Below are 16,335 nucleotides of genomic sequence, written 5' to 3'. Positions count from 1 at the left end.
AGCGAGGTGTAGCGCGGACTTTGTAGTCCGCGAGTATTCAAAAAAATCATTCAAATCGCGGACTATAGTTTCCGCGCTACTTTTCACCTAATTCGCGGACTACAAAGTCCGCGCTACTTGTATGGCCGCCATTACCGCCGCAGACGTAAACAAGCTCCGCTCCATGACTGGCGCGGGCATGATGGATTGCAAAAAAGCCCTCGTGGAAGCCGACGGCGACTTCGAAGCCGCCCGCGACATCCTGCGCAAGCAGGGCCAGAAAATCGCTGATAAGCGCGCTGAGAATGAGACCTCGGAAGGTCTGGTGCTCGTGAGCCTGAGCGACGATGAGACCAGCGGCAAGCTCGTTGCCCTGGCTTGCGAAACCGAATCGGTGGCCAAAGTCGCCAATTTTCGCGAATTAGCTCAGCAGATTCTGGACGCCGCCGTGCGCACCAATGCCGGCACCAAGGAAGACTTGCTCAGCGCGAAAGAGTCCGATGGCCTGACTGTGCAGGACCACATCACCGACCTGATGGGCAAAATCGGCGAGAAGCTCGATGTGACCTACGCCACGCTGACGGCCGAGAAAGTGGCTTCCTACATCCACTCCGACCAGAAAAAAGGCGTGCTTGTGGGCCTGAAGAACGTGGGCGGCGCTGATACGGCCGAAGTAGGCCGCGACGTGGCGATGCAAATCGTAGCCATGAAGCCCGTCGCCGTGGACAAGGACGGCGTGGACGCCGGCACCGTGGAGCGTGAGATTGAAATCGGCAAGGAGCAGGCCCGCGCCGAAGGGAAGCCCGAAGCCATGCTGGAGAAAATCGCCCAGGGCAAGCTCAACAAGTTCTACAAAGACCAGACGTTGCTCAACCAAGAGTTCGTAAAAGACAACTCCGTGACCATCGCGCAGTTGCTGGACAAGAAGTCGAAAGGCCTGACCGTTTCAGACTTCAAGCGCGTGGCGATTGGGGCGTAAGCTTCAGTATGCTTTTAGAATGGGAAAGCCCGCTGGCATTATGCTAGCGGGCTTTTTAATTGTTCAATCCCTTCCAAACTTGGTCTCCGCAAATTACCTCTGTTACAATACCAGTTTTTGGGTTGAAAGAAATAATAGTGCCCGTCCGGGCAAAGAGAGGAGTGTTATATTCTATTAGGCCATCCTTAGAAATTTGATGACCGGAGCCGTCCTCGTCACCCATAATCCACTCTGCTTGTTGAACTGTCATGCCTACTTCAACTTTTTTACAATTAGCCAAGTATCGCACAGCCAGATTGTGATTACGCAGCCGTAGAGCTAGTAAAAGGCAACCTATCATTATAAAACTCAAGATGATTCTTCTTGCTGTTATGTAACGCATTATCATTGCTTCTACTATTAGAAGTTCTTCGGCTTCGCCACGTTCATCTGCTCGTGCAGGGCGTCGCTTGTTTTCAGATAGTCTTCCAGCGTTTCCATGCCGATGGCGGCGCGGCGCTTGTTCACGTTTTTCGGGTCGCGCAGGGAACGCGGGGCAGCTTTGCCAATGCCGGGACCTTCGTACTTGACTTGCGTGCCGTACTCCTGGAGCTGGCCGGAGTTTTCGGCGATGCGGTCGGTGAGGTAGGCGTAGTTGCGGGGGCTGGCGTTTTTGCGCTGTACCTCAACTAGCATGAGCTTCAGGACTTGGCGCTGGAAGAGGGGGTAGGCGTCGGCGTGCTGTACGAGCAGCCAGAAGTTATTGGAGCTTTTCTCGCCGACTTGCCGGAAGCCGGGATAGCCGTATTTCTTCACAATAGCCTCCAGGATGGGCTGGTGCCGGGCAAAGTTGAGCGGCTGTTCGGCCACGAGGCGTTTCATGACGCTATCGGGCTGCGGGCCCTGCATCATTTGCTGCATGGGGCGCTGGTCGACGGCGGCGAGACTGTCGAGCGTTTTGCTCAGCTTCGGATAAAGTGGGGCACTGGTTTGGGCCTGGGCACTCAGGCTCCCGGCGAAGAGAGTGGCGGTGAAGGCCAGTCGGAGGGGGTTCAGGCGCAACATGGGGGTAGGGAATGGCGTTTGCGGCGGGCCAGCGGTGGGCGTAAATGTACTGGGGTCGCGCCGGTGGCTTAGTAGCTTATAGGCCCAACTGCCTGATTAAGCTGGGCAATTGACTAGTTTGCGGCGCTTCTTCGTTTAACTGGCTTCGCGGTTGATTTATTGAGCTTATGAGAGGAAATTTCGGACACTTTGGGCTGCTGCTGGCCAGCGGATTAGCTCTAGGCCTGACCAACTGCACTGCCCCCGGCGAGAAGCAGGCCGAACAGCGCGCCGCCGCGAAAGCCAACGCCGCCGACGCCCCGGCGCCCAGCGGCGCCGCCGCCGACAAAACCGCGCCCGCCGGCCTGCGCCAGCTCAACGTGTTCGTGGACATCTCGACCGGGATGCGCGGCTTTATGAAGCCCAACCGGCCGGGCGAGCCGGGCAGCCAGTTTCAGCAAACCGTGACCGGGCTGCTCTCCGATGTGAATGCCACGCCAGGCGCGCAGCCGGCCTATTATTTCGTGGGCCAACCCACTCCGCAGGCGCCGGGCGGGCTGATGCCAACGACCTACGACGAACTGACGCAAACCGTGGGGGTAGGGATGAAAAAGTCGGCCACGGGCACCGAGATGCCCGAAATGCTGCGCCAGGTGCTGCGCCTGCACGCCCAGAAGCCCGGCACGGTGAGCGTCATCATCTCCGATTTTATTTACGGCCCGCAGGATTCGCGGCAGGTGTTCCGGGTGAAGACCGACGTGAAGGACGCCCTGCGCACCGCGCCCGACCCGGCGCAGCTGGCGGTGTCGGTTTTCGCGAATGTATCCGAGTTCAGCGACAAGTTTTTCCCCGGCAACCGCACGGCGCCGCAGCTGCTGAAGGGCGCCCGCCTGCCCTACTACATCTGGGTGCTGGGCGCGCCGGAGCTGGTGCGGCAAGTTGATACTAACCTGCTCAGCCGGCTCGACGGCCAGCCGCAGGCGCACTTCAACCTGCATTTCCCTACCCCCCCTCACGGCGTCGTAACCGGCTACCAGAGCCAGGGCCAGTGGTATGCCGAGCCGGGCCCAGATGGCGGCAAGGCCACGGGCGTGAGCTTCACGGAGCTGTCGAAAACGGCCCCCGCGCAGCTCACGGTGGGCTTCGATTTGAAGAACCTGCCGCTGGCGGTGCAGCAAAATTTCAAGGCGCCGCAGCTCCAGCTCGACGCTACCAACACCGATGCGCGCCTGCTCAAAACCTGGGGGGTAGGCGCCGGGCCGGCCGTGCCGCCGGCCGGCCGGGCGTACTCGCACTTCGCGCAGGTTGGGTTGAGCCGGTTGCCGGGCAGCAAGCCGCAGACGCTGCGCTTCACCTTGGCGCCGCCGATGCCGACCTGGGTGGCGGGCTACTCGACCACCAACGACAGCCGCATTGTCAGTCAGGGGGCGAAAACGTTCTTGCTGACGGAAGTATTGACCGGCGTGCGTGACTATTTTGCGGGGCAGCCGGCGGCGAATGCGGCGGTATTCGACGTGCCGCTGACGGTGCGCCACGACTGAGCAGACGTCATTTCACGCAGTGTTTCGCAGGGCGCAATTCCTCCTTCTTCATTCCTAATTCTTCATTAAGCGAAGCGTACAATGCTGCAAAATTTCTTCTCGGCCCTCTACCAAACCTTTCTGGGCAACCCCGACCCGGCCAGCCTGATTCCGGTGTACCGGCAGAGCATTTTTCCGGGCGTGGGGCTGAGCACGCTGTTTTTGGCGCTGGCAATGGCGCTGGTCTTTTATGTGGTGCTGAACCGCGCGCTGACCACTTCCTGGTTTAAAACCCGGCACTGGGCGCTGGTGCTGCTGCTCACGGCCGTATTGGGCGCCGTCGTGGCCTGGCAGCAGGCCGCCGCCGCTGTCACCGACCAACTGGCGCAGACCGGCGAGGAGCTGACGACCGGGCAGGCGGCCACGCTGAAGCGCTACCTGTGGGGCTTCACGGCGACGAATGCGCTGGTCGCGGTCTTGTTTTACGTGCTGCTTTCCTTTGCCGTGAAGAGCTTATCGGTGAGCGCGCGCACCACGCCGGTGCGCTGGCCGAATTAGATTTTGTGGAATCCCTACCCCCGTCTGTCATGCTGAGCCTGCGAAGCATCCTCTCGCTGCCGAACGAAGCCAGAACAATTAGTTACTGCGTCGTTCACACGTGATAAAATGCTTCGCAAGCTCAGCATGACGTTCTTTTTTTCAAACTCTAGCCTATGGCAACCTTATATGTTTTCGGCATCGGCGGCACCGGCGCCCGCGTCATCCGCTCGCTGACCATGCTGCTGGCAGCCGGCGTTGAGATGCAGAACTGCGACCGCGTGGTGCCCATCCTCATCGACCCCGACGCGCTCAACGGTGACAAGCAGCGCACCATTGAGCTGCTCAAGACCTACCAGCGCCTGCGCAGCCAGTTGCAGCCGGCGCCGGAGGCCGGCCAGTTTTTCCATACCGAAGTTGCCACGCTGGCCTCGCTGGCGAGCACGAGCGGGCAGGTGCGCGACCCGCGGGTGAAGGAGACGTTTGAGTATAATTTCTCGGGCATGGACGAGCCGCTGCGCGACTACCTGCACTACCACGCCCTACCCGTGGAAAGCCGCCACCTGGTTGATTTGCTCTTCGACAAGAAGAATCTTGATGAGAACCTGAAAGTGGGTTTCAAGGGCAGTCCGAACGTGGGTAGCGTGGTCCTGAACCAGCTTTCGACTTCGCCGGAAATCGACTTTTTTGCCAACGGCTTCGGGCCCGACGACCGGGTGTTCTTCATCTCGTCTATCTTCGGCGGCACGGGCGCGGCGGGCTTTCCGCTCTTGCTCAAAAACCTGCGCAACCCCGCCGGCAAGCTGCCCAAGCAGGACCGCCTGAACGCCGCGCCGATGGGCGCCCTGACGGTGCTGCCCTACTTCGACCTGAAGAGCGACGAGACCAGCGCCATCGACTCGAACACGTTCATCACCAAAACCAAAGCCGCGCTGGCTTACTACCAACGCAATCTGCCGGGCTTAAACGCGCTCTACTACGTGGGCGACCAGGCCAAAAAGCAGCAGGAAAACCGCGAAGGCGGAGGCCAGCAGCGCAACGACGCCCACTTCGTGGAAGTAGTGGGCGCGCTGGCCGTGTTCGATTTCATGCGCCACCCGGCCGCCACGCTGCTCCAGGACACGCACTACTACGAGTACGGTCTGGAGCGCGACGACCAGGACGTGCAGTTCCAGAGCTTCGACCCCGGCCAAACCCGGCCGCTCATCGGCGCCGCGCTCACCGAGTTTGAGTTTTTCGCCACCTGGCTCGAACACCACTTTCCCGATACCGACGACGCGGTGTACGCCAAGAACATCGGCCTGAAATCGGCCTGGCAGACGGGCGCCTTCTACCGCGACTTGCGCCGGTTTTTGTTCGACTATAACTCGCCCGAAGGCCAGCCCATTAGCTTCTCGGCCTGGCTGCGCGAGCTGCAAGGCAACGCGCGCCGCTTCGCGCCGTTCCGGCTGGGTGAGGCCGATTTCGACAAGATTGTGGTCGGGCAGGAGGCGAAAAAAGGCTTTTTTAACTCCGATGTTATCAGCCGCAGCTACGTGCGGGAGCGGCTGGACAAGCAGCTGCGCAAAGTGACGGACGCCGAGGCGCCGGGCGAATTTATTCGGGCTTTCAGCGACGTGATGCACGAGGTAGTGACGGAGAAGGTGCCGGGGTTTTAGGAGGTAGGAGACATTACTTCAAAGACTGTCATGCTGAGCTTGCGAAGCATCCTCTCGCCGAGGAACGATACCAGAACAGATGGTTACTGCGTCGTTCTCACGTGATAAGATGCTTCGCAAGCTCAGCATGACAGATGAATTTATAATCAGCAACCAACTATAAATGAGCAACATCCTTCAACTGCTCGAACGCGGTAACGCCAACCTGCGCGGCTGGCAGGAATCCAACCAGCTCACGGCCCTCGAAGCCGAGCGGATTGCGGACCCGGCGGCGGGCACCTCGCGGCGCACGGCCACGGCCATCCCTACCCCCTTCGGGCGGCTCCATCTGCTGGAAACGGCCTTTAAGTTCGTGCGCCAGCAGCCGCAGGGCACCTCGCTGTATCACCGGCTCGTGTCGCAGTGCTGGGACATGCTGGAGCTACTCTTCTACTCCAAGCCGACCGACGAGTACCAGCTGCGGTTCGTGGCCTGGCAGAAACAGGAGCAGCTGGCGCTCATGCAGGGCAGCTCTGACCTGCGGGTGAAGCTGCTCGGCGACACGCTGGCCTTGTACCTAGCCGATGAGCATTTCCGGGATGTCGATTCGCTGTATTTGATTTTTGCCGACCGGCAGGCGCCCGGCGGCGGGCCGCGCACCACGCAGCTGCTGGGCGGCACCTCGCCGTTCACGCTCGTTTTCGTGCACCCTGAAATTCAGCCGCTGAACACCCAGCGCAAGGGCGGCGCGGGCTTCTATTTCGACGCGCAGGTAGTGCCGCTGGGCAGCCGCAGCGCCGCTTTTCAGGACTACGTCTATGGTCTGTTCACGGTGCAGCCGACCTTGCGCGAGGCTGATTTTGCGGGCGCCGTGTACGGGCTGCTCACCACGCTTGACAACCCGCGCATCAACGCGCTGGCCGAGCAGAAGCTGACCGAAGCCGCGTTCAATCAGCCGTATGAACCACTGCGCGATGCGCAGGGCAACGCGGTGCAGATTCGGGGCGTGGTGCTGCGGCATTTGGCGGAGGCGCAGCAGCCGATTAGCTCCGACTGGTTTCTGGCGGCTACGGTGCCGCAGCTGGGCAAAACGCCGCTGGCACTCTTGCCGGGGCTGGATTTGCGGCGCAGCAACTACTTCGGCGGCACGCCGGGCACCGACCAGACCGTGATTAGATGGTCCTACCCCCAGCCGCCGGAAGAGCGCCGGCTCGAAGGGCTGGGCGTGCTGTATCCCTTCTTGACGGTCAATGACTTGTTGGAAGACCAGCTCATCGAAGTGCCGTTTGCGGTCAATACCGAGCGGTTCTACTTCGGCACGGTGCAGGCCGAGCCGGGCGCGCGCGCCGAGGACCGGCCGTTCCGGTTTCTGCTGCCGCTCAAGAAGCGCTATTTCGACTACTTCCGCCCCGAAGACCTCGACCGCTACCTGCGCCTGACTGTATTCGACAACCACGTGCTGGTGCAGCTCACCTTGCCGGTGCAGAGCGCTCGCGAAGTGGTGTACGAGCGGCGCTACTATTACCGGCCCGGCCCCGGTGCCAGCGCCGACCAGCCCGTGGCCGCCGCGCCCAGCGACAACGCCAAGACGCCCTACGTCGGCGGCCGGGTCAGCGCCCGCGTCAACGTGAGCGTATTTCCGTTTTATAAATTTCCGAACAGCTCCCAGCCGGGCTTCAACAGCGAGTACTACGTCGAGCTGCTGGACCAGAACGAGGGCGCTGACCTGGCCCGGCTGCGGTTTTTTGTGGGCTCGCAGGAACTGGGGCCGCTGGCGGGCGGCAGCACCCGCGGCGTGCGCACGCACGCGCGCCAGGGCCGCAACCCCGGCGAGCCGGCCAGCACCTACTACGAGGTGCTCGGCACGCCCTTCGACTTCGTGGAAGTGGCCTCGCCGCTGGGCGGGTTCGCGCCGGCCGGCTCGGCCGTGAACGGCCTGCTCGTGCCGCGCTGGCAAACGGCCGTTGGCGGGGCCGGACGCTACACGTTTGCGGTCGATTTTGGTACCACGAACACCCACGTGAGCTTCGCCACGGCCGAGCGGGCCGAACCGCAGCCGTTTAACATCAGCAAGGAAAAGGAGCTGCAAGTCGTGACCCTGAACCGGCCGCTGCTCTCGGCCGACTACAGCCTGGCCAAGCGCTACGGCGTCAACAGCCTGGGCTCGATGCCGTTGGCCGATACAATTCGCAACCGCGAGTTCGTGCCCGCCTTCGTCGGAGCTGAGGGCGCCGACGTGGCCTTCCCGATTCGCACGGCGACCTGCGAGTCGCCGGCCTTCGTGAGCGAGGGCGACCCCATGCTGTTTGGCTCCATCAACATCGGCTTCCACATGAGCCGCGACGGGGCGCTCTACAATCAACCCGAAAAAGGCCGCTACCAGACCAACCTCAAGTGGGACACCGAGGGCAGCAACCGGGCGGCCGGCGAGGAGCGCATCCGGGCCTTCGTGCGCGAGTTGCTGCTGATGATTAAGCACAAAGTGGCGCTGAATGAGGGCGATGTGAGCCTGACGCAAGTGGTCTGGTCGCGACCCCTGAGCATGAAGCCGATTGGGCGGCGGCTGTTCGAGGACGTATGGCAGTCGGAGTTTGAGCGCGTGTTTGGGGCCGCGCCCGGCGCCCGGCTGGCCGATATCACGGAGTCGTGGGCGCCCTACCTCTATCTCACCGACCCGCGCACCGACGGCGGCATCGTGCCCAACGACTACGACAACGTGGTCAACATCGACATCGGCGGCGGTACCACGGACGTGCTGCTCTTGCGCGGCCGGCAGCCCGAAGCCTCGCTCTCGTTCCGCTTTGCCGGCGAGGTGCTCTGGGGCGATGGCGCGGCCGGCGGCGCCCGCCAGCAAAACGGGATGCTCTACTACTACGTGAGCCGCACGGCCAATAAGCCCATCAGCCAGGAAGCCTTCGCAGCCCGCGAGGTGGTCAAATCAGCCCTGCAAAGCAAGGCTGGCTCGGCCGACGTGGTGAGCCTGCTCTTCGGGTTTGACAAGCAGCTGGAGTTTACGCGGGAGCTGCGCGGGGCCAAGTATCTGCGCGTGGTGCTGTTGCTGCACTTCGCGGCCGTCGTGTACCACGTCGGACAGGTGTGCCGGGCCAGGGGCGTGGCGGTGCCGCGGCACCTGTGCTTTTCGGGCAAGGGCAGCATGTATCTGCGGCTGCTGGATTTGAACGCTGATTTGTCGGCTCTGACCCAGCTGGCGCGGCTGGTGCTGGAGTTCGCGGCCGGTGCGGCGGCCCCGCGCGACTTCCGCCTGACGTTGGTTTCGCAGCCCAAGGAAGCCACGGCCAACGGCGCCGTACTCTGGAAGCTGAGCGGCGGCGGCCGGCTGGCCTCGCCGCCGGAGTTCGTGCTGGCCGGCGCCTGGACGCCCGACGGGGCTAATGCTCCGGCAACCGCCGCCCCGGCGCCGGCCGTAACGCCAGCGCCGGCCGTTGTGGCGCTGGCGGCTGGCAATCCGGTGCCCTCGCCCGTCGTGAGCACCGCCACGCCGGAGTTTTTGCCGCCGTCGGTAGCCGCCGCGAATGTATCCGCCCCAACTTCGGCGCCGACTTTCGTCCCTACCCCCCCCGCCATGCCGGACCCGGCGCCGGCCGAAGCAGATGGCTTCCCCGACTTGGGCAGCATCGGCTGGGGCAGCGCGCCGGTTGAGGGTGCGGGCGGAGCTTCGGCGGCAGCCGCTCCGGCGCCAGTGCCAGTTTTGGAGCCGGCTCCCGTGGCCCCTACCCCCCCGTCGGCGGCCAATGCCGCCGCACCGACTGGCCTCATCACGCTGGGCGAGGCCGTGAGCTTGCGCGAGGACGTGCTGGCCAATGCCCGCCGCCTGACCCGCTTCATCACCCACGACTCGCCCGGCGTGCGGGAGCTGTGGGATGATTTGAACGTGGAGCTGGACCCGGATTTTGTGTACAACTACCTCGACGGCCAACTCAAGGACAGCCTCAACGCGGGCCTCAACCAGCTGCTGAGCGCCGGCGCCAAGCCTGAGGACAAGCTCCCCGAAACCCTGTTTTTCTTCCCTTTCCGCGACGCGCTGTTTCAGCTGGGCCGGGAGCTTTTCCGCCGCTACTATGCCGCGCAACCTAAATAAGCCAGCCAGGCTGGGCCACGCTCTGGCACTCATGCTCCTCACAGCTGGGCTCAGCCGCCCGGCGGCGGGCCAGGGCCAGCCCGCGGCGCGGCCAGCGGCGGGAGCCACTCAACCGTCAGCAACCAATGACGAGCGCCGCGCCCGAATTTGGGGCGCCGCGGCCCGGTTCATCTACGCCGACGACCCGGACCTGGCGAGTTTGCGCCCGGAGCTGGAGCCGGCGATGGATGAGGGCAGCCTGTCCACGTTCGCCAGCAGCCTCACCGACGCCGTAAACGCAGAAAAGCAGCAGCGGCCCAGGCAGCAGAGTCACCTGCAAACCTTCCAGACCTTTTACGAAGAAACCCGGGGCACCACGAACCTACCGAAGCTGCTAACGGCCATCCGCAGCAAGCTGGAAAGCAACGCCGACCGTATGAAGGACCCGGCCCGCAAGCAACGGCTTGATGCCTTGTCGGCGCAGCTCAGCCAACTGGCTACGGCTCCATCGTTGCCGCCAGCTCCCGCCGCTCTCACCCTGGCCGGCCCCGCCATCGGCGCCGGACTACCGGTAGCGGCGCCGGCGGCAGGCACCTCCGATACCGCCCCGCAGCCCGCCCCCGCCCTACCCGCGCCAGCCCCTTACTCCGACCCCGCGCCCGAAAGCGCTTCTTCCTGGCTGCCTATGCTTTCCCTGATTATGTCGGCGCTCAGCCTGCTGGGTGTGCTGTATCTGCTGCTGACCCGCGCCCGGCCCAAGAGCGGACTTGGCCGCCCAGCGGCTTCCAGCGGTACCAGCCGCCGGACTATCGACAGCAACACGTTCAGCCCCGGCCAATATGAAGAGCTGCGTAAGGAAGTGCACAGACAGGTGCTGGCGGCGCTGCCCGCGGCCTCTCAGCCCGCAGTCAGCCCGCCGGCCGTGGTGCTGCCCCCCTCAGCGCCGCGAAATGTAGCGGCGCCAGTAGCCGCGCCGCGCGCCGCGACCCCGGCGGTGAGCCCGCCCGCACCCGCTCTGGCGGCAGGCCCTACCCCCCCCCTGCCGCCCAGCCTGCTGGAACTGGTGACAGCCGAACCCGCCGCGGCTACGACCCCCGCTCCTATCCCCCAGCTGCGCACCATCTACGTTAATCAGCAGCCGCTCGACGGAGCTTTCCGGCGCGACAACCTGGCCGACGCGCCGGCCTCGTACACTATTTTTGAAATCACGGTTGATGCGCAGACGCCCGACCAGGGCACGTTCGTAGTCACGCGCAACGAGGCGGCCCACAGCGGCTACATCGGCTCGCACCACAGCATTCTGGACCCGGCCTGCACGTATAACTATCCGCAGGGAGCGGTTTCGCGCATCATTACCGACGTGCCGGGCACAGTGCAGCGGCAGGCCTCGGGCGACTGGCACATCAGCCAGAAGGCGCAGATTCACTTCGCGTAGGGTGCGGGGCTTGCCCCCGCCCGGCATTCGCGCCGATTTAATTTTCTCTTCGATTATCGTTCCCGCGCCGGGCGGGGGCGAGCCCCGCACTCTACTGATTATGGCCCTTTCCCTGCTGGAGCTGCTGGTCGTGGCGCTGATTGTCGGCTTGCAGCTCCGCGCTTTCGCCCGTAGCCGGCGGGAGTCGGCGCGGCTGGCGGCGCTGTTTCCAGAAAGTGAGCAGCTGTCTATGGTACCTCAAAGTCTAAAGGAAATAGTTAATCAGCTAGCAAGAGAAGTATCTATAATGACAGGCGCCGCCGGCCCCGACTTCCGGGAGCTGCTGGCCGACACCAACGCCTACCTGCGCAAAAACAAGGGCACCGCCGACTTCAACATCCTGCAAAGCATTGCCGAGCGGCGCGCTGCTGCGCTCGATGAGGAAGTGCAGGCCGGCACCTCCGCTCCGCTCTACATCGGGTTGATGGGCACATTTGGCGGCGCTATTCTGGGGCTGGCAAGCCTGCTGTTGAGCGGCGGTAAGTTTGATGATGCGGCCATTCAGGCGTTTTTGCAGGGTGTGGCCATTGCGATGGTCGGCAGCCTCTGCGGGCTGGGCTTGACGCAGTACGCCGGGGCACTATACCGCACGGCGCGGCGGCAGGCCGAGGCGCGGCGCAACGCCTACTACACGTTTTTGCAGGTCGAGCTGCTGCCCATTCTGCACTCCGACATGGCCGGCAGCCTGGGCAACCTCAAGTCAGTGCTCGATGCGTTTAACCAGGAGTTTTTGAGCAAAATTTACGAGTTCGGGCCCATTGTCGGGGCGCTGAACGAGAATATCAGCACCCAAAAGGATTTTCTGGCGGAGCTGCAAAAAGTCGGCTACACTGAGATGGCCGAGGCCAGCATCCGCGTCTTCGAAAAAGTGGCGCAGAGCGCGCATCACTTCGAGAATTTCCTGGTGTACCAGGAAAAGTTGAACGCCACCCTGCGCAACGGCAGCGCCGTGGCCGAGCGGGTTGAAAACCTGCTCAATCGGCTTACCAGTTTAGAGCAGGGCCTGAACCAGGTGCCCGAACTGCTCCGGCAGCACGACGGCACAGTGCGGGCGCAGTTGGCTTTTTTCCAGCAAAACCAGGCCGAGATGGACCGCCTCACCGGCCAGACCGGGCAGTTTTTCGACGAGCAGTATCATCAATTGGCTGACGTGATGCGCCGCCGCATGGCCTACTTTCAGCAGGAAGCCACCGAGGCGGCTAACCTCTGGCAGGAGCATTTCCAGGCCCTGAACCGCGACAACATCTACGAGCGCATCATGAAGTTTATGGAGCCGCTCGGCAACCTGCCCCAGCGCCAGGCTCAGCTCAACCAGCAGCACGAAATCCTGGCCCAAGCCATCGGCCGCACCAACGAGCAGCTGCTGCAGAAGCTCACCGCCGACGCCCAGCTGCACCAGCAGCTCACGGAGCAGATGCGCACGTTGAACGAGCTACTGGAAAAGGCCACCGCTAAAGGTCCCGTGGGCCGCATGATGGCCAAGGTGTTCGGCGGCCCGGCCCCTACCCCCCCTGCCAGCCCCAAAGCCACCCGATGAGCCCGCAGCGCAACGGCCCCGGCGCCGGTAGCCGCCAAAACCCCTTCTGGCTCAGCTACGTGGACCTGATGACGGCGCTCTTCCTCATCATGCTCGTCTTGTTCGTGCTCAGCTACCGCCGCTTTCAGGAGCGCGAAAACCAGCTCCGGGTGCAGCTGCGCCAGTTGCAGCTCATTCAGCGCCTCGAAAGCTCGGTGCAGCAGTTGATGAGCGACAAAACCCTGTTTCGCTACGAGCCCCGGTTCCGGCGCTACACGCTGGCGCGCGACATCCAGTTTCAGGGCGGGCAGTGGGACCTGCGCCGCCCCAGCCAAAGCCTACCCCCCGCCCAGGCCGCTGCCAGCCTGACCTACCTGCGCCAAACCGGCCGGGCCCTGCGCAGCCTCGTGGACTCGCTGCTGGCCCGCAAGCGCCACGACCCGGCCCTGCGCGAGGTGAGCTACGTGCTGCTCATCCAAGGCAGCGCCTCAAACCTGCAAGACGCCCGCGCCCCGCGCTACGACACCTACGCCTACACCAGCTACGAAAACTGGGGCTACATCCTGAGCTACCAGCGCGCTAAGGCTCTGCACGACTTCTGGCGCCAGGAGCGCATCGCCGACTTCGATGCCCCCCGCTACCACGGCCTGCTGGAGCTGGCCCTGGCTGGCAACGGCTACGGCGGCGTCGGCCGCTATAATTCCCGGAAGCGCAACCTGCGCGTGACCAATGCCGAGGAAAAGCGCAACCAGCGCTTCCTCATTCAAATCATCCCGAAAATCGGGCAGGTGAAATAGGGGTAAGTGCGCAGTTGGGTAGTCAGCCCCAGCGGGGCGGCATAATGGTAGAAAGAGGGGGTAGGAAAATACCAGAGCCCCCGCGGGGCGACGCCTTGGCCGCGCAGCCGGAGGTGTCGCCCCGCGGGGGCTCGAACGTTGAGAGAGCCGATTTTCTACCATTATGCCGCCCCGCTGGGGCTGACTACCCAACTGCGCACCAAGCACTAGTTTACTCCTCCAGCTCGCGATGGAAGTGAGTACGTAGAATTTCGCTCAGGTCCTTGCGGGTCAGGGGTTTGCTCAGGAAGCCGGCTACTTCGAGCTGCCGGGCCCGCTCCAGGTCCTGCGGGTGCAGCGAGGTGGTGAGCATCACCACGACGGCCGCCTGGCGCTGGGCAGCGGGCAGTTCGGCGTAAGCTTCCAGAAACTCGAAGCCGTTCATGACGGGCATGTTTACGTCGAGCAGAATCAGGGCCGGGCAGTGGCCGGCGCCAGCTTCGCCGCAGTGCTCGGCCAGCAGGGCCAGGGCCTCGCGGCCGTTGCCGGCCACCAGCACGTGCTCGGTGACGTGCAGGCGGCGCAGCAGCAATTGATTGAGGTAGTTCGTGGTCTGGTCGTCGTCAATCAGCAGCACGCAGTTCAGCTTTTGCACGGCAGCGGGGGTAGGGGTTTTCGGTTGGGAAGGGGCACGCCCCGACTATTGTTTTAAGTACACCGCAAACGTGGAGCCTACCCCCAGCTCGCTCTGCACCCGAATGTGGCCGCCGGCATTTTCCACCATTTTCTTGACCATGAAGAGGCCGATACCGGAGCCTTCCACGTGGTCGTGCAGGCGCTGAAACAGGGCGAAAAGCTTTTCTTCGCCACCGTGCCGCAACTCCAGGCCCAGGCCGTTGTCCTGCACCTCCAGCACGATATGGGCGCCCTCGTGGCGGCAGCGGATGTGCACCCGCGGCGGGCGGGCCGGCGCGCGGTACTTGAGGGCGTTGCTGAGCAGGTTGTAAACCACCGAGCGCAGGTTTTTCTCGCTGAACGAAACCGGCGGACAGCTCCCGACCTCCACCCGCACCTCGGCGCCGCTGGCTTGCACCTGCGGGGCCAAATCGAGCTGCACCTCGGCAATGAGCCGGGCCAGGTCGAGGGGCGCGGCGGGCGCGGCTGATTCCTTTTGCAGCTGCGTGACGTCGGTCAGCTGCTCAATCGTGCGCTTAAATCGCTCTACTGAGTCCTGCATCATGCCCAGAATGGGCGCCACCTCAGTGGGCGGCGCGTCGGCAGCAATCCCTACCCCCCCCGGCTGCGCGCGCAGCTCCCAGCGCAGGGCGTCGAGCAGGCCTTCGATGTTGGTGATGGGCGCCTTGAGGTCGTGGGAAGCCGTGTAGATGAAGTTGTCCAAATCCACGTTGGCGCGGGTGAGCTGCTCGTTGTTGGCTTGCAGCGCCCGCTGGGCCTCGTCGATGCGGGCCAGGGCCAGCTTGTGCTCGTGAATATCGGTGTAGGTGCCAACCCACTGCATGATGGCGCCCTGCTCGTCGCGCGAGGGCAGGGCGCGGCCCAGCATCCAGCGGTAGTGGCCGGCGGCGTTGCGGATGCGGCACTCCACTTCCAGGGCCTGCCCGGTGGCCAGGCACTGCCGCCAGGCGGCGGCGCCGGCCGCCAGGTCGTCGGGATGGATGGCGCTGCGCAGCCACTCGTCGCGGCTGCGCTCGCCCTGGGGCGCCACATAGTCAAACCAGCCCGAGTTGAGGTAGGTGTTGCGGCCATCGGGCCCGGCGGTCCAGGCAATCTGGGGGATGCCTTCCAGCAGCCGGCGGGCTTCGGCGGCGGCCTGCTCGACCACCAGGCGGGCAGCCTCCTGCATTTTCAACACCTCGTTCTGCTGCTCCAGCAGCTGGTTTTGCTCGGCCACCCGCGCCCGGATGGCCTTCACTTCCGTTTCGGCCGACAAGTCGGTGAGGATGACGGCCAGCACCGGCGCCTCGTTGAAGATGAGCACGTTCATGGACACGGCCACCGGGCGCTGGGTGCCGCCGCGCGCGCCCAGCGGCAGCTCGCCCCGGCTCCAGCCCGCCCAGCCCTGGCCCAGCAGGCCGGCCCAGTAGGCCCCGAAGGTGGGGGGTACGAAGGCGTCGAAAGAGCTGCCAATCACCGTTTCCAGCCCCAGCTCCAGCCAGCCCGCCAGGCAGGCGTTGCAGTACAGAATCGTGTTGTCGGGGCTCAGCAGCAGGGCGCCCTCGTTCATGCGCTCAATCAGGGTGCGGTAGCCCTGGTCGGCCCCTTCGAGCGTGAAGATGCGCGGCCCGTCGGCACCCTGAATGGCTAGCGCATCGACGGCGCCGGTGCGCACGGCCTCAATCAGCTCCTGCGCTTCCTGAAGCTGGTGGCGCAGCTCCTCATTTTCCTGGGTCAGGGCTTGCAGGTGGGGCAACCCGTTCCCCGTTGGCTCAGCCATTGCTGGGGCCGTTGGGCGCGGCGGGGGGGGTAGGGAAATCAGTTTCGGGCGCGGGCAGGCCCAGCGCTACCAGCACCCGGCGCCGGTCCGAGAGGTCGCCGACGAGGCGGCGCACCAGGCCGGGGCGCTTCTTAATTAAAGTAGGGGCGGCAATCATCTGCTCGTCGGCCGCGCGCTCGGGCTGCTGGTAGATGTCAATAATGAGCAGCTCGTAGCGCCCTTTCAGGTGCTCTTCGCAGATTTCCTTGATGTTGCGCACCGCCCGCGTCGAGTTGGGCGTGGCCCCCGTGATGTAGAGGTGCAGCAGATACTCCGGGCCGTCATCTTCTCCGACCGACTCTCCAACAATTATCATCTGGGC

The 16,335-nt window shown here is 63.9% G+C and carries 12 protein-coding genes; 8 read left to right on the top strand and 4 right to left on the bottom strand.

Annotation, left to right across the window (positions count from 1 at the left end; all coding sequences use genetic code 11):
• The first annotated feature begins 121 nt into the window (after positions 1–121).
• The gene (gene tsf / locus ACFE70_RS00870; protein WP_375415809.1) at positions 122–958 is read left to right on the top strand and encodes a translation elongation factor Ts; all 837 of its coding nucleotides are present in this window, start codon (positions 122–124) and stop codon (positions 956–958) included.
• Positions 959–1,357: 399 nt separating this feature from the next.
• Here the strand turns inward: tsf and ACFE70_RS00865 are convergent, their stop codons facing one another.
• On the bottom strand, positions 1,358–2,002 hold the full coding sequence (locus ACFE70_RS00865; protein ID WP_375415808.1) for a DUF6624 domain-containing protein: 645 nt from the start codon (positions 2,000–2,002) through the stop codon (positions 1,358–1,360).
• 167 nt (positions 2,003–2,169) lie between these two features.
• Here ACFE70_RS00865 and ACFE70_RS00860 point away from each other — a divergent pair, with 167 nt between their 5' ends.
• The 7 genes from ACFE70_RS00860 (at position 2,170) to ACFE70_RS00830 (ending at position 13,540) form a co-directional block, all read left to right on the top strand.
• Positions 2,170–3,522: a hypothetical protein gene (locus tag ACFE70_RS00860; RefSeq protein ID WP_375415807.1), complete on the top strand. Its 1,353-nt coding sequence runs from the start codon at positions 2,170–2,172 to the stop codon at positions 3,520–3,522.
• A gap of 81 nt (positions 3,523–3,603) precedes the next feature.
• Complete coding sequence (locus ACFE70_RS00855; RefSeq protein ID WP_375415806.1) at positions 3,604–4,059, top strand: hypothetical protein; 456 nt, start codon at positions 3,604–3,606, stop codon at positions 4,057–4,059.
• A gap of 155 nt (positions 4,060–4,214) precedes the next feature.
• The gene (locus tag ACFE70_RS00850) at positions 4,215–5,696 is read left to right on the top strand and encodes a hypothetical protein (RefSeq protein WP_375415805.1); all 1,482 of its coding nucleotides are present in this window, start codon (positions 4,215–4,217) and stop codon (positions 5,694–5,696) included.
• A 163-nt stretch (positions 5,697–5,859) separates the two neighbouring features.
• Positions 5,860–9,774: a hypothetical protein gene (locus ACFE70_RS00845; protein WP_375415804.1), complete on the top strand. Its 3,915-nt coding sequence runs from the start codon at positions 5,860–5,862 to the stop codon at positions 9,772–9,774.
• Positions 9,775–9,805: 31 nt separating this feature from the next.
• Positions 9,806–11,188: a hypothetical protein gene (locus ACFE70_RS00840; protein ID WP_375415803.1), complete on the top strand. Its 1,383-nt coding sequence runs from the start codon at positions 9,806–9,808 to the stop codon at positions 11,186–11,188.
• Between the two features lie 100 nt (positions 11,189–11,288).
• Positions 11,289–12,764 carry a hypothetical protein gene (locus ACFE70_RS00835; RefSeq protein WP_375415802.1) on the top strand — a complete coding sequence of 492 codons (1,476 nt, stop codon included), beginning with the start codon at positions 11,289–11,291 and terminating at the stop codon, positions 12,762–12,764.
• A complete protein-coding gene (locus ACFE70_RS00830) occupies positions 12,761–13,540 on the top strand; it encodes a hypothetical protein (protein WP_375415801.1) in 780 nt (259 codons plus the stop codon). The genes ACFE70_RS00835 and ACFE70_RS00830 overlap by 4 nt, the downstream gene beginning before the upstream one ends.
• A gap of 211 nt (positions 13,541–13,751) precedes the next feature.
• On the opposite strand, the gene ACFE70_RS00825 is transcribed toward ACFE70_RS00830, so the two are convergent.
• The 3 genes from ACFE70_RS00825 to ACFE70_RS00815 are packed head-to-tail and all read right to left on the bottom strand — an operon-like array spanning position 13,752 to position 16,329.
• Positions 13,752–14,174 carry a response regulator gene (locus ACFE70_RS00825; protein ID WP_375415800.1) on the bottom strand — a complete coding sequence of 141 codons (423 nt, stop codon included), beginning with the start codon at positions 14,172–14,174 and terminating at the stop codon, positions 13,752–13,754.
• 45 nt (positions 14,175–14,219) lie between these two features.
• On the bottom strand, positions 14,220–15,974 hold the full coding sequence (locus ACFE70_RS00820) for an ATP-binding protein (RefSeq protein WP_375415799.1): 1,755 nt from the start codon (positions 15,972–15,974) through the stop codon (positions 14,220–14,222).
• Complete coding sequence (locus tag ACFE70_RS00815; RefSeq protein WP_375415798.1) at positions 15,967–16,329, bottom strand: circadian clock KaiB family protein; 363 nt, start codon at positions 16,327–16,329, stop codon at positions 15,967–15,969. The genes ACFE70_RS00820 and ACFE70_RS00815 overlap by 8 nt, the downstream gene beginning before the upstream one ends.
• Positions 16,330–16,335: the final 6 nt, after the last annotated feature.

It is taken from the genome of uncultured Hymenobacter sp. (assembly GCF_964243305.1).
Classification (GTDB): Bacteria; Bacteroidota; Bacteroidia; order Cytophagales; family Hymenobacteraceae; genus Hymenobacter.
The sequence above is the reverse complement of the archived record's forward strand: the minus strand, read 5'-3'. Positions and strand labels throughout refer to the sequence as shown.